Source organism: Microbulbifer mixtoriginis (SeqCode), from assembly GCF_052466715.1.
Genome location: NZ_CP174288.1, coordinates 1859509 through 1872915, shown reverse-complemented (window position 1 = coordinate 1872915; position 13407 = coordinate 1859509). Strand labels below are relative to the sequence as shown.

The window sequence follows — 13407 nt, the reverse complement described above, 5'->3', positions numbered from 1 at the left end:
TACAGAGATAAATCAAATCCTTAACATTTACTCGCCGCTACCTTATGAGGATCATGCAATTTTGGTGGAGTGGCATTACCCCCATGCTGCTCTAGCCACTCACACGCATGGATAATATCGTCAGCAAGGCCTTCAATCGCATTCAGATTAAGGTGTGGGCGCACTACAATACGCAAGCAATTTACCGATTGAGCATTAGGCGGCATGGAATAAGCGGATAACACCCAGCCACGTTCACGTACCTTGTCAGATATATCGTATTCATTGAAATTGGTATATTTAGAATTCAGGGTCATCGACACTACAGGAATACGCTGGGTTTTATTCATAATTTCGAAGTAGCCGCTTTCTACCAGACGATGGCGTAATAGCTGCGCATTCGCCAAAGTGTGCTGCATAATATCTCTATAACCTTCGAAACCGAGACGAATAAAGTTGTAGTATTGGTAGGCAACCGGTGATGCATTCCGGCTGAAGTTCAAAGTTGCCGTGGGCATCTCTCCCCCCAGGTAATTGACATAAAACATCAGATCTTCATCAAAAACAGAACGCTCTCGAAAAATCACCCAGCCCAGCCCCGGTGGCACCAAGCCAAACTTATGCCCCGACGCATTAATAGATTTTACCCGCGGCAGGCGAAAATCCCATTGATAGTTGGGGTATAAGAACGGGTTCACAAATCCCCCAGAGGCACCATCAATATGCATTGGGATATCATGGCCTGTTTTCTGCTGGTAGCGGTCTAACCAGTTATGGATAGCGCGAAAAGCGTCGTCTTCTCCTGTGAAAGTCTGCCCGGCAATCGCCACCACCGCGATGGTATTTTCATCTACCAGATCATCCAGATGTACGCTATTAAAGCGGTAATGCCCAGGTTTTAGGGCTGCTATGCGCGGTTCCACATCGAAATAGCGCATAAATTTTTCCCAGACAATTTGAACATTGGCCCCGGTAACCAGGTTTGGCCTGGAAGTATCCTTGCCTGTCTTCTCTCTCTTTTTGCGCCAGTTCCATTTATGAGCCAATCCCGCCAACATACAGGCCTCAGAGGATCCTATAGTTGCAGCACCATAGGGCTCCACTCCTTTAGGCCCATTCCACAGTTGATGCAGCCAGCGCACCATACGCGCTTCCATAGCAAATAACTGCGGATACATATCGTGGTCGATATAATTTTTCAGGTAATGTTTTTTAGCGACATCGAAAGCTTCTGGCTCGGTAAATGTAGTGACAAAAGAAGAAAGATTCATGGCCGGCTTGGCATCAGACCAGGTCTCACTGGTAACAATCGCTTCCGCCGCATGCGCAGAGATACTCCCCCTGGGGAAATGATCCTCGGGGATATCCTCATTGTATTCATCGAAAAACATATCGAATGGCGACTTTTGCTTCACGACCGACCTCCTTGTCACTCGTTAATGTCTGAAAAAGATTGCTGCTTATGCCCACCCTCTTTACGCCAGGAAGGCTTACGCCAGTAGAAAATAAATAGTGGAATAGTCACCGTAATAACAATTCCGGAAAAGACCAAAGCTACATACAGCCTGGGGTCACTCACTGAAAGCTGCTGAGGAGGAAAAAAGGACACCAACAGCGCAAAAGAAACTGCAGCCATGCCAGTGCCTGCCGTAATCCAAACGCCGGTGATACCACCGGGAATTTTAAAAACCCTGGGAAGGTCTGGCTGGGTGTAACGCAAACGGATAACCGCAGCAAACATCATTAAGTACATAATGATATACAGGCTTATCGCCATAACCGAGATCAAAACAAAGGCGGTCGATACATTATCTACCAGGATATAAATCGATGAGATGAGCAAGACAATCAAGCATTGGGCGTAAAGGATATTTTTCTGTACGCCGCGAGCATTTTCCCGCTGAAACCAGGGGGGCAGCATGCCATCCTGGGCGGTAGCCAATAGCCCTCTGCTGGGACCGGCCAACCAAGCCAGGGCTCCCCCGAGGGCACCGTAAGCAATCAATCCCGTCAGAATCTGAACCGGCCAACCGATACCCAACAACTGGGAAAACCCCTGACCAAACGCTGTGAATAATCCCGTCTCTATTGATATCTGTTGATAGGGAAGCATGGCAGAAATGGCGAGCGCCCCAAGCGTAAAGATCAGAAAAGAAACGACAGCGGCAATGCCAATAACCACCGGATAACCACGGCGGGCGTTGGGCATTTCTGAGACATGGCTGGCCTGGGCCTCAATTCCAGCGAAAGAGAGCAGTATCCCTCCAAGAAAGGCTACAGCACCGAGACCGGTAATATGGGGAAACCAGCGCGGATGTACTTGCCCATCTTCCCTTACGGCTACAGCCGGGTCGGCAGCGGTTTCCCAGCCCAAGGGGTTTCCCATCACCACCCAGCCCACTGCCAAGGCAATAAGAATCAAACAAGGCATTAGTGTACCCACCAGGAATCCATACTTGGTGACTACCACCAGAAACTTGGTTCCGGAAAGGGCGACAGCAGTGGCGATAAGGTAGGCAACGATACAGAAGCCGCCGATATAGTAGGTATTACTGGCGAGATTCTGCTCTCCGAGCGCATAAGCAATAGCGGCTGCGGCAAACCCCAACTCGGTGGGATACCAGACCACACACTCCACCCATTGCAGCCAAATAGCGACAAAACCCATCTTGGGCGTAAAAGCCTCTCCCACCCAGGTATAAACACCGCCGGTGCGGTCGGAGAAAGCACTGCCCAGTTCGGCTGCCACCAGTCCAGCCGGAATCAAAAATAACAGGGCGGAAATGCCGATGTAGAAAAACATCGTCATCTCCTCCTGCGCCATCATGGGCAAATTGCGAAGGCTGGTTACGATCGTTGCTGCGGTGAGAAAGCCTAGAGCGCTGGCAGAGAATATTTTACGGTTGGATATATCTGGCTGCTGCGATTCGTCGATGTTACGCCTCACAGCTACCCCTCCACTCTATCGGATTAGGCACTTAGCGAATGACTATCTGCCAGTGTAGATAAGTTAGGCAATGACTTAAGGTGTAGAAATTTCAAAAATACTAGTAGATACCAACTCTATTTAAATTCCGCCTATTACCCCGGCACACCGTGCTTGGTGTAAATATCGAAACGCCCTGACTTCCCTTCAAAAGAAAGCATTGGCTTTTTATCTGCAAGATATGGTGCCAGCTTGGGACGTTTGACCACGGTGCGGTAATAACAGGCCCTGAGTGCTGGCTCTAGCAGATCGTCCGCATCCAGGTCCTCTCCAACCAGATGATGAAAAGCCACCATTTCTTTTTTTACCTTGGCACTTTTGCCCCGGGGCGGGAACATGGGGTCCAGATAAACAACCGGCCAAGATTCCTCAGCCTGCTGGGCCAACCAGTCTGCGGCCGGTGTAACATCATCGGCCAGTGATAAAAGCCCAGCAATGGCGGCCAATTCCGGGTCGGCAGTGGCAGCCTCCTGCAATCGCCGCAAACCATCCTGAAGGAGCAAGCGTACAACCGGATTGCGCTCAAGCATCTTCACTTCGCAGCCCAAGGTCGCCAACACAAAAGCATCACGGCCCAACCCGGCAGTGGCATCCAATACGCGAGGGTAAAAACCAGGGCGCAAACCCACGGCCTTGGCAACCGGCTGGGCTTTACCCCCACCATATTTGCGCCTATGTGCTAAAGCCCCACCAACGAAATCAACAGAAACTGGCCCCGGTGCTTTGCGCCCGGTCGCACAGAGTTGCAACTGCTCTCCACAAGCTAATACTTGGGGAACCTCATTAATTTCGCTGGGGGAAGCAACTCCCAAACAGGGAAGGTTGAGTTGACTGGATAATTCCTGGGCGTTGGGCAGGTCTGCGGAAGTCGTCGCAATAATGGCCAAGACTGGACTCACCGGCACTCCATATAACAGTTAAACGGTGCGCGATGCTAACCCGGATTTTTTAACCATGCCAGGGCTTCAGGATAATCATTAAGGGGGAAAGGCCGAACCTCCGCACTGATAAAATGGCAAACCAGGTGCGGCATAAATTTCAGAACCGGATTGTCTGACACCACCGCAATCCTCTGGATATGCTTCTCGTGATTATGTACAAAGCGAAAATGCGAGACCATCGCGACAAAATTTTCCCAGCCGGCAAAATCTTCAGCGTCAATCAGTAAACCCTCTATCCTGCCCTGCTCGCGAATAATCGGATCTATTTTTTCTGCCAGCTGATGAAAATCCTCTGCGGTAAATTTTCCACGCGGCCGAACCTGTAAAACGGTATGTCCCTGTAGCCACTTATGTTCGATCATTTTGTACAGGTTGCGGGCCGCCTCAACAGGTGGCCCGCAATATCTCCTTATTAACTGAGTAACTAATAATCCTTTTACTAGGGCTGGTCTTCGTTGTTGTCCACGCCCTGATCCATCTCACTATCGCCATCCGGTGTAGTGCTATCCATATTGTCTGCACCTTCCACAGCTTTCTGGGCCTCATTGGCAGCATCTTCCGCTACGCTGCCCGCTGGGGTATCTGAATCTGCATTAGGCGTATCTGCAGAGTCCCCTTCTGCGCCAGGCTCACCAGGACGCCCACGAAGAGCACCCGCGGCGCCAGCATCCCCAGCATCCCCTGTCGATCCAGCCCCCATAGTATCCGGGCCTTCCCCACTGCTGGAGCCATTCCCCCCAGGCGGTGTTGGATCTGTCTGCCCAGAGCCCTGTGGCATCTGTGCATCGGGGTTACCCATACCGTCTGGTGGCGTGGTAGTACTGTTGGGAGTAGTTGAATCACTTCCGCTGCCAGGTGGCTTGGAACTGTCATTCATCTGCTCACTATTCGGAGTGTTCATCGAATCGTAGGCTTCCTTGGCCTTATGTTCGCCGCTACGCGACATAAAGTATCCGATGATCAGCAGCAGGATGATCAGTGGAATCAATAGCTTCTTCATATATCGACCTCTCGACCCCAGGCAGTTACAAGAATTGCGCTCTTGCTTGGCCAGCCCCCAGGGTTCTGGGAACCTACTTCCGCGCGATAATCGCTGGCCTTGCAGCCTCTTGACGCCGAAGCAAAGGAAGTTCAACTTCAATCGGCCAAAGAAGGTGGCGCCAATAATGATAAGAATAACCCGGCATGAGGGTTCTTCAAGGCACGGGGGTTACGCAGAAGAGTCTGGATTGCTGTAACTGGCCCGCGACTTACAACCGAATATTCTAATGAGTGTGGCCTTTTGGAGAAATCAGCCTTGGGAGCTGAATTCATTGAGCTCAGCCAACAGTGCCTCAGCCTCAGATTCAACAACCGCGGAATCACAGCTCTGCAACTGCAACCTGCCGTAGCTATCGAGCCTGGCAAAAATCAGATAGCGCTCGCCCTTTTCAAGCTTCTTGTCGCAATATTCCAATCCCAGGCGAAAGGTAATTTGGTCCGCCACAATACCTTTCCAGACTTGGCCTGGCACCGCGGAATAGACATAGCCTGAAATCGCCGTGACACCCGGCTCCGACAGCGCGCTGTCTACATCCCGGTGAATACCTATGACCTCCACCTGTGCCACTACGGCAGCCGCGCCAAAACGGACCTCCAGGTTAGTGCTGGATTCCGCCATTTCCTCCTGCCAGGCAAAAACCTGGATGGCCACTAGCACCAAGGCAAAAACCCATAAGGATTTCCATTTGAACAGGCGATGACTCACGGCTTTGCTCCACTATTTACTTATTAGTAGATGTAGAGATAGCACAGCCAACCAGCCAATCGCCGGGTTTTTTAATCTTCAGCTATGCACCGGAATCATTTGTCGGAGCAAAACTTATATGGGTGCAAAAAACGTCCAGGGTGTCCGCTAGAACCTTGTGCAACTCAGTGCCTAATAGAAATCGAAAGGAGAGAATTTATACAGAGGGAAGAGTTTCAACTGGAATCTTATTAGCTGAAAAAGAAAAGTAACTTCACTGCGTACAAGACTTCCACCTGGGCTTGGGGTTATCGAGACGCAGTGATTGACAGTGCAGCCGTTTACCCGCTGCACAAAGTGTTTACAAAGGCAGTAACTCCAACTCAACACGACGGTTGGCCTGACGGCCAGACTCAGAACTATTGCTGGCCAGCGGGTAGCGCTCACCATAACCAACAGCCTGTACGCGGCCGGAAGAAACGCCGTTATGGCTGAAGAAGCTCGCCACAGAGTTAGCCCGCTGCTCACTCAGGGACTGGTTATACACGTCGGAACCAGTGCTGTCGGTATGGCCACTCACGCGGATGGCGGTCTTATTAAACTCTTGCAAAACTACCGTTACGGATTCGAGCGTGTCATAGAAATCCGTGCGAATATCTGAGCGATTGGAACCAAAAGTGATGTTGCCCGGCATGATCAGGCGAATGTTGTCCCCTTCACGCTGGACTCGCACACCACTGCCTTCCAGACGCTGGCGCAAAGCCATTTCCTGGCGATCCATGTAGTAACCGATACCGCCACCAATCGCGGCACCGCCCAGAGCACCAGTCAGAGCTCCCTTCTTGCGGTCTTTCTTACTCGCTGTTGCCACGCCGACAATAGCACCCGCTACGGCACCTATTCCGGCCCCCTTGGCGGCATTACTGGTTTTGCTTTCACCGGTGTAGGGGTCCAGGGTGGAACAGCCTACCAGTGAGCCCATAGCGAGAATTGCTACCCAATGTTTCATTATTGGTTCTCCTAACGCACTTTTAATAAATGGGTATCGGGACGCACTGAACCCAGTGCTCCATCACAGTGCCGGCATTATCCAGCTAAAAGCTGACCGGCGGCTGAATCAACCCAACCAAATTATGTGAAGATTACGGCGAAGCCATTACCAGTTCTATTGACCAGTCCCCATTGCAAGCATCGAATTTCCAGCTTGCGGCACTTTCGCACTAAGTTGCTGCACAAAAAGTAAACGCTGCAAACTTCTTCCACAGCTTCTGTGGATAACTTTGTGCATTAATAAACGAAGGTCCCCGCCAGGCGGCATTGACTCTCGCTTACAGCGATTTGTTTATTTTTTAAACTCTCTAGTTTTCTCTTTAAAAACAATGAGTTATAGGCGACGAAAAAATTATGTATCAGCTGGGCCGATAAATACTAGAGCGCCAGTTAGCCCACTATTGAGTGTGGAAAAGTTTGTCAATAGCAAAGACGATACAATACAAATTTTTTTAGACGCTTTAATACTTAAGGCAGCGCCGAAGTGACATCGAGTTATTTTCAATAAATTTTGGCGATGCCTGTCGACATAAATTTCATCAAAGCCGGCAAATTTGTATTTCTGCGCCAGCATATTATTAAGGCAATCAAGTAGCGTGCCCGCCTACTTTATTGCCCTGCTTTTAATGTTCCTCAGTAATGAGGGGGTTTTTCGTCGACTGGCTTGCCGCCAGCCTGCATTTCAAAGGTCAGCGCGCTGTACTTCTCTCCAAGCTCACGCATTCTTGCTACGACAGAGCGAATATCCGCATCTTGGCGCGCAATGACATCATTCAATTGAGAAATCGTATCTTCCTGAAAAGCCAAGCGAGTCTCCAGCTCGTCGATTCGCTCCATCAGTTTTAAAACTTCTTCTGTCATTTCAATAATCCGTACAGAGCCTCGACCAAACTAACCGCGCGCCGATCCATAAACAGGCTCTGTCCCAGTCGTGTAGTGATATAACCCACCCCCAGTCCCTGCTCCGGATCGGCAAAGCCGACGCTACCCCCAGCACCAGGGTGACCAAAACCTTGCTTTCCACCAAAACGCAGATCGGCCGCCTGAGCACTACGGATAAAGCCACAGCCAAAACTCACCTCAGCCTGCAATACTTTATCCCGCCCACGGCTCTGCTCTCGTGAAGCCTCATCGACCCATTTTTGCCCCAGGGTAATTGGATTTCCCCCCGCCAGGTCCCCGTAAACTGCGGCAAGATCCCGCGCACTAAAATGGCCATTGGCTGCAGGGATCAGGGCACCGCGCCACTCGGGGCTATTGGTGCCCATCATCAAGCTAACGGGGTTGCTAAACGCCATGGACACGGGGCCTTTGCGATCCTCTTTAATTGCCCGGCCAATGGCATTCTCACGCAACTCCGGCAATGGCTGCTTCAAAGGGCTCACATCGGCAATTCGGCTTGAACTATGCCCCAACGCACCAAAGCCGCCATCGAGATTGAGGGGTTTGGCTAGCATTTCCCGATAAAGTTCCAATAGAGGTTTTTCGGCAACCCGTTCGATCAGGCCGCCCAGGCTCCAGCCGTAGAGAAAAGGCGCATATCCCTGTTCACTACCCGGCTCCCACCAGGGGGCTGTTTCGGCAACCGCATCGCAGGCCGCTTGCCAATCGTAAATAAGGTTGTCTTTAACCCGCTCGTGAAAAGCGACCAAACCACTGCGATGGCTAAGTAATTGTCGCGCAGTGACAGATTCTTTGTGCTGTGCAAATTTCGGCCAATAGTCTGCAACCGGGCGATCCAGATCCAGTTTGCCAGCCTGCACTTGCTGCATAGCCAGCAGTGCCAGTACACCCTTACTGGATGAAAACACATTGACCAGAGTCTCTTCGGTAAAGGGTTGCTCCCCATCCCGATCGGCGCAGCCCGCCCACAGGGAGCAGATCAACTCGCCATGCTGGCGCACCGCGAAGGCGGCACCGGTATCTCCACACTCGCGAAAATTCTTGGCGAAAGCCTCGAACAGGGCTTCAAAACCGGGAGCGCAAAAGCCGTATATTTCCATGTATCTAGGTCCGAATAATTTGGGTAACTCTATTGCAGGTCCGCAAGGTTAGTTTCTTCCCCTCCCTGGCGCAAATCGTTACTATGCGCGTCCACAGCGAGGGATAGTTATGACTGAGCAAATCGCCATTCAGGATCAGATTCAAGGCAACCACTGTTTTGGCTGCGGGCCGGACAATGACCAAGGCCTGCGTATTAAAAGCTATTGGGTAGAGCCGGATAAGTCCCGCTGTCTATTCACTCCCAGCCCTTACCACAATGCAGGGCCCGCTCAATATTTGAACGGTGGCATTATCGCCACAGTCATCGATTGCCACACTGTGTGTACCGCTATCGCCGATGGCTATCTGCAGGCTGGTCGCACGGTAGGTAGCGGAGACAAGATCTGGTTCGCCACCGGCAAGCTGGACATAAAATACCTGGCTCCCGCCGCTATTGATCAACCAGTACTCTTGGAAGCCACCATTGTCGAGCGCGGCCCCAAGAAAACTATCCTGCACTGTGAACTCAGCAGTGACGGGCGCCTCTGCGCTAAGGCCGACGTAGTCGCGGTACGTGTACCCGACGAATGGTAATCCGCAAAAATTAGGGTTAGCGGGAGCCTCTGTGAGGCACCCGCAATCAAATCAAACCTCTTCCACTTGTAAAGACGGCTCGAGCCGGTAACCACAAAACTTGCAAAACTCAGCATCTGGATCATGGACACTGCGCCCGCAGTTGTTGCAGCGGTGATGCTTGCGTTCGCGATGCATCTCACCGGCCAGCTCTGCAGTCAAAATTCCGGTGGGTACAGCAATAATTGAATAACCAATCAACATGGTCATGGCCGCTATCGCCTGACCCAGTGGCGTATGCGGAGAGATATCCCCGTAGCCAACCGTGGTAATCGTTACAATGGCCCAGTAAACACTGGTGGGGATGCTGGTAAATCCATTTTCCGGCCCCTCTACCACAAACATCAATGAGCCGAAGATAACGCACATCACTAGTACGCTGGAATAAAACACCAGGATCTTTCGCCGAGCCAAACCCAGGGCCCGCAGTAGCAGGTTGGCATCCTGTAAATAACGCACCAGCTTCAATATCCTGAAGATTCTCAACACCCGCAGCAAACGGATTACCAACAGGTAGGTTGCACCGGTATACAGAAGAGCCAGATAGCTAGGCAGAATTGCCAGCAGATCAACAACACCGTAGAAACTGAAAATATACTTGCGTCTGTTTACTGAACAATAGATACGGGCGGCATATTCCAGGGTAAACAGCCCGGTAAAAAGCCATTCCAATGTGATCAGAAGCGTGCCGTAACGGTCAGCTATTGGTCCAATTGAAGCCAGCAGTACCAGTGCCACACTAATTAAAATTGCCCAGATCAAAAACACATCAAAGTTGCGCCCTGCGGGCGTCTCGGTGCCAAAGATCACTTCATTGAGCAGTTTGCGACGTCCAGTCAACGCCATGGATCAACCTCTTCTACCAGCTACCAAGGATTTGCACTCAAATTTTACCTGCTGGGGGCTGGTGGGTCGCCCCCTATTCCACTTCATCCAGATATTCGGCCGCGACCTCTTTGACTTCCCCCACGCCTCGGGCACAATCGCGCCCCAGTTACCCTGTGCAACAATTTTTTGGAGAGCGCCCAACCATGGCCAAGGAGAACCGTCTCGTTTATTCCACCGACCGCGGTCGTATCAAAGAAGAGCCCGCAGCAGAGAAGCGTCACCAGGGTGATGGGATTGTGCGCATCCAAAGAGAGACTAAAGGGCGCAAGGGCAAAGGAGTTACCTGTGTGCGTGGCGTGGACGGCACCGATGGTGAGCTGAAGTTACTACTGGCGGAATTGAAAAAACGCTGTGGCTGCGGTGGTGCCCTGAAAGACGGTGTGATCGAAATCCAGGGCGACAAGCGCGCGGAAATCAAAGCGTTATTGGAATCCAAAAACTACAAAGTGAAGCTTGCCGGCGGATAGAGCCTGGCGACAACTCATTGAGTACCAACAGGCTCTAAACCGCTTGCAGGAGACGCAAAGGATTCACTTCCAGCTGCCCTTCTCTATGCAGACAACGTTGCAGCAGGGCCGCCAGTTGGATTTGATAGCGCTCCAGAATTACCGTACTTGCATAGTTACAGCGGGACTCCATAGTACGCACCACGGCCAACGCCTCCTGGTGGCGCTGCGGTAGCTGTTGCAATGGCTCGCGCTTTGCCTTGATACAAAGTGCGCTATCCAAACCCTGGGCTTTTAATAGCTCAGAAGACTCCACTGTGGCAAAAGTCGCATCCAGCTCTCGAGCGGAGAGGGCCAGGTATTTCTGTACCAATTCCCGCTCGGCAAGACCTGGGGATAAGCGGCGTGAGAATACAGAGAGACTGGTGCTGTACCCCGCAAGACGCTCAAGGTGTGTGGCCAGCGCGTCGTAGGCCGCCAACTGGCTAAGCATTCCCCTTGCCTGCTGGCGCTCCCGTGCCGGCATAGCGACTAAAGCCAAGCACAACCGTTGGTAAAACACCGAGTAGATCTTCTGCAGCTGACGCTCGATTTCCTCCAACTCAGACCGCTTCAACGCCGATACTTCCTGCGCCGCTGCAAGGCTTGCGCTATTCAGAGAGTATTCCTGTGGTTCGATACGCACCTTGGCCCGAATCAGCGCCGCGCCAAGTTGCACCGACACCATAAGCTGACGTGTGCTCTCACGCTGTTCCCGGAGTTCACGCAGCTCAATGAGCTTGCTCCTTAGCCAATCGATACTGGCCTGTAAATCCATCGCCTGCATTTCCTGAGTTGCAGGCCTGCGTAGTGGCAGCAGGTTGAGCGGCGGCAGACGGTTAAAATAAACATCCAGAATCTGTAGCGCGTCCTCCGCTTCGCGACTGGCACAAAGTAATCGGCGATTCTCCACAACCTGACAGTCCGACGCGCCAGCCTCCCCGCTGACCTCACTGGCCAACTTGGGAAAATCGGCAAAAAGCTCCGTGCAGCCAAGCTCCCGTTGTAGACGCCCACTAATATTGCGCTTTTGAACCACCTCAATACGCTGTAGATCCGCCGCCTCAAAAACATCCCAGGGATCACTGGCCTGAGCCATCGCAAGCTCAATGGTATTACTGGTTTCCTCATCCAGATTGTTCAGTGTCCAGGCTACAGCAGCAGGGATATTTTCAAAGCACTGTCCCACTGCCGAGGCCTCGCGGGCGGTCTCGGCAACCATTAGGTCGGCATGCACCAGGCGATGCCAGTTCTCGGCAAATTCGGCAAAAGCCCCACTGCCAATCAAGTCAGCAGCCCAGAAATCAGCCCGGCATTCCAGATAGCGTGCGCTGCCCCGAGTGACAATACGGTGCAGATTTTCTAACCGCTCAATCAATGGCAATAGAAAGTGGCCACAAGTTGCCAGTAATTGATGCAAGGATTTCAGCGGACCCGGTTCCCCGCTTCGGTACAGCACACTTCGATCATTTTCCAGTGCCCACTGCATCAGCTCCAAGCGCCTAACGCCATCTAACACCAGCCAGGCCAATAGCCCATTGAGTTTTCCCTGAAAAAGGCCAAGGCTACGTGCCACTAACGCCAGGGTATCGCGGCCACTAAGGGAAGCCACACTGGCCAGGCCCAGGTTTAACCGCAATTGCTGACGCATCACCTCAGAAAACCTGGGCTCGCAATAAATACGAGCGTCTGGACTGACTATTAGCTCCTGCACCCTGGGCAGTTTCGTTGCACTAGACAATTGCTCAAGTAAGGGCAATAAATCTTGGTTGTCCGCTTGCTTCAGAGGGACTTCGCCAGGCCTTGGACGCATTTCTCGAGGGAAGCAAAAATAAGGCAAAGCGACCAGCAACAATAAAAAAATAAAGACTGCCGCCCCCCCTAGACTGATGAGTAAAGTGCCACCAGTTAACTCCCCCTGCCAAACTGCCAAGGGAGTTTGCCAGAGCAGTGCACCGGCACCATAGAGACACAGAGCTGCCAAGCCGATAAAAATTGTAGGTACCGTTAAAGCAGGGAGTAATCCGAAAAGCACTCGCCAACCCACTGTAGCCGGCTGCGTTTTTCTATTTCTGAAGAACGCCCTCTTTTCATTGGCTTCAGGCTCTGTTGCCTGTGGTTTGATCTTTTCGGAATCCACAGGGGGGGCAACGCTTCCTTTGGCATTGCTCACCGAAAGCGGTTTCTCTACCTCTTGCGCTCGTGCAGTCCCAGCCTTGGATGCATCTCTCGAGGCCGTACTTGTCGGTATCTTTTCTGCTGCATTGGCCTTGCGCCGTTGGGCCACTTTGATTTTTGCAATCAGCTGTTGGTTATCGAACTTTCCCGCAGGGCAAACCTCGGCACGAAGACCGATCTTGTGCAGCTTGGCCCTGTACTCCAGGGCCTGTGACGATGCCAGGCTGTCTTTAATCACCCAGCCTTTTAACAGTAATCTGCGAGCCTGGGCCTCTGGAACCGAAAATAGTTTGGCGATATCCCGAGTCACAGCCCCTGCTTCTTTGGCGTGGAGTGTCCTTCCCGTGGAAACCACCTGGTATAAATCCTGGCCCGCCATTCCCTTCTCCTGTCACCAAGTGACACTTATTGTCACATTCTTATCATCTTGCGCGCAGGGTAAAAGATTCGGAGGAAAACAGGTGCGCACCAGTTCTCAGGAAATTCTTCAAAAGAGAGAAATTGGCAGGAAAGGTGGCAAAGTGCACAGTTTTAACGGCGCCTTGCCAGTAACTCGTA

At 51.9% G+C, this 13407-nt stretch carries 13 protein-coding genes; 2 read left to right on the top strand and 11 right to left on the bottom strand.

Annotated features, from left to right (window positions below):
- Window positions 1-20: 20 nt before the first annotated feature.
- The 9 genes from gad to ACJJH9_RS08345 form a co-directional block, all read right to left on the bottom strand.
- Entirely contained in the window at window positions 21-1394 is a 1374-nt protein-coding gene (gad, locus tag ACJJH9_RS08385; RefSeq protein WP_444924935.1) for a glutamate decarboxylase, read from the bottom strand.
- 14 nt (window positions 1395-1408) lie between these two features.
- Complete coding sequence (locus ACJJH9_RS08380; protein WP_444909764.1) at window positions 1409-2926, bottom strand: amino acid permease; 1518 nt, start codon at window positions 2924-2926, stop codon at window positions 1409-1411.
- A gap of 134 nt (window positions 2927-3060) precedes the next feature.
- Window positions 3061-3864 carry a class I SAM-dependent methyltransferase gene (locus ACJJH9_RS08375; protein ID WP_444924934.1) on the bottom strand — a complete coding sequence of 268 codons (804 nt, stop codon included), beginning with the start codon at window positions 3862-3864 and terminating at the stop codon, window positions 3061-3063.
- Window positions 3865-3899: 35 nt separating this feature from the next.
- On the bottom strand, window positions 3900-4268 hold the full coding sequence (locus tag ACJJH9_RS08370) for a SpoIIAA family protein (protein ID WP_252085700.1): 369 nt from the start codon (window positions 4266-4268) through the stop codon (window positions 3900-3902).
- 77 nt (window positions 4269-4345) lie between these two features.
- Window positions 4346-4906 carry a hypothetical protein gene (locus ACJJH9_RS08365; protein WP_444924933.1) on the bottom strand — a complete coding sequence of 187 codons (561 nt, stop codon included), beginning with the start codon at window positions 4904-4906 and terminating at the stop codon, window positions 4346-4348.
- A 291-nt stretch (window positions 4907-5197) separates the two neighbouring features.
- On the bottom strand, window positions 5198-5653 hold the full coding sequence (locus ACJJH9_RS08360) for a hypothetical protein (protein ID WP_444898332.1): 456 nt from the start codon (window positions 5651-5653) through the stop codon (window positions 5198-5200).
- Between the two features lie 340 nt (window positions 5654-5993).
- Window positions 5994-6641, bottom strand: coding sequence for a YiaD family glycine zipper/OmpA-like lipoprotein (locus ACJJH9_RS08355; protein ID WP_252085697.1), 648 nt, complete (start codon window positions 6639-6641; stop codon window positions 5994-5996).
- 674 nt (window positions 6642-7315) lie between these two features.
- The gene (locus ACJJH9_RS08350; RefSeq protein ID WP_444898333.1) at window positions 7316-7543 is read right to left on the bottom strand and encodes a SlyX family protein; all 228 of its coding nucleotides are present in this window, start codon (window positions 7541-7543) and stop codon (window positions 7316-7318) included.
- Window positions 7540-8685, bottom strand: a complete 1146-nt coding sequence (locus ACJJH9_RS08345) for a serine hydrolase domain-containing protein (RefSeq protein ID WP_444898334.1) — start codon at window positions 8683-8685, stop codon at window positions 7540-7542. The genes ACJJH9_RS08350 and ACJJH9_RS08345 overlap by 4 nt, the downstream gene beginning before the upstream one ends.
- Before the next feature lie 109 nt (window positions 8686-8794).
- Here ACJJH9_RS08345 and ACJJH9_RS08340 point away from each other — a divergent pair, with 109 nt between their 5' ends.
- Window positions 8795-9259, top strand: coding sequence for a PaaI family thioesterase (locus tag ACJJH9_RS08340; protein ID WP_444909769.1), 465 nt, complete (start codon window positions 8795-8797; stop codon window positions 9257-9259).
- A 51-nt stretch (window positions 9260-9310) separates the two neighbouring features.
- Here the strand turns inward: ACJJH9_RS08340 and ACJJH9_RS08335 are convergent, their stop codons facing one another.
- On the bottom strand, window positions 9311-10144 hold the full coding sequence (locus ACJJH9_RS08335) for an ion transporter (protein WP_444888866.1): 834 nt from the start codon (window positions 10142-10144) through the stop codon (window positions 9311-9313).
- 185 nt (window positions 10145-10329) lie between these two features.
- On the opposite strand from ACJJH9_RS08335, the gene yciH reads away from it, so the two are divergent.
- Window positions 10330-10653, top strand: a complete 324-nt coding sequence (gene yciH, locus ACJJH9_RS08330) for a stress response translation initiation inhibitor YciH (protein ID WP_252085692.1) — start codon at window positions 10330-10332, stop codon at window positions 10651-10653.
- Between the two features lie 34 nt (window positions 10654-10687).
- Here the strand turns inward: yciH and ACJJH9_RS08325 are convergent, their stop codons facing one another.
- Window positions 10688-13228 carry a hypothetical protein gene (locus ACJJH9_RS08325; protein WP_444924932.1) on the bottom strand — a complete coding sequence of 847 codons (2541 nt, stop codon included), beginning with the start codon at window positions 13226-13228 and terminating at the stop codon, window positions 10688-10690.
- Window positions 13229-13407 lie beyond the last annotated feature (179 nt).

Coding starts and splice junctions, on each gene's coding strand:
- ACJJH9_RS08335 (WP_444888866.1), bottom strand. CDS start 10,144: ATGGCGTTGACTGGACGTCGCAAACTGCTCAATGAAGTGATCTTTGGC.
- ACJJH9_RS08370 (WP_252085700.1), bottom strand. CDS start 4,268: ATGATCGAACATAAGTGGCTACAGGGACATACCGTTTTACAGGTTCGG.
- ACJJH9_RS08325 (WP_444924932.1), bottom strand. CDS start 13,228: ATGGCGGGCCAGGATTTATACCAGGTGGTTTCCACGGGAAGGACACTC.
- ACJJH9_RS08365 (WP_444924933.1), bottom strand. CDS start 4,906: ATGAAGAAGCTATTGATTCCACTGATCATCCTGCTGCTGATCATCGGA.
- ACJJH9_RS08350 (WP_444898333.1), bottom strand. CDS start 7,543: ATGACAGAAGAAGTTTTAAAACTGATGGAGCGAATCGACGAGCTGGAG.
- ACJJH9_RS08355 (WP_252085697.1), bottom strand. CDS start 6,641: ATGAAACATTGGGTAGCAATTCTCGCTATGGGCTCACTGGTAGGCTGT.
- ACJJH9_RS08340 (WP_444909769.1), top strand. CDS start 8,795: ATGACTGAGCAAATCGCCATTCAGGATCAGATTCAAGGCAACCACTGT.
- yciH (WP_252085692.1), top strand. CDS start 10,330: ATGGCCAAGGAGAACCGTCTCGTTTATTCCACCGACCGCGGTCGTATC.
- ACJJH9_RS08345 (WP_444898334.1), bottom strand. CDS start 8,685: ATGGAAATATACGGCTTTTGCGCTCCCGGTTTTGAAGCCCTGTTCGAG.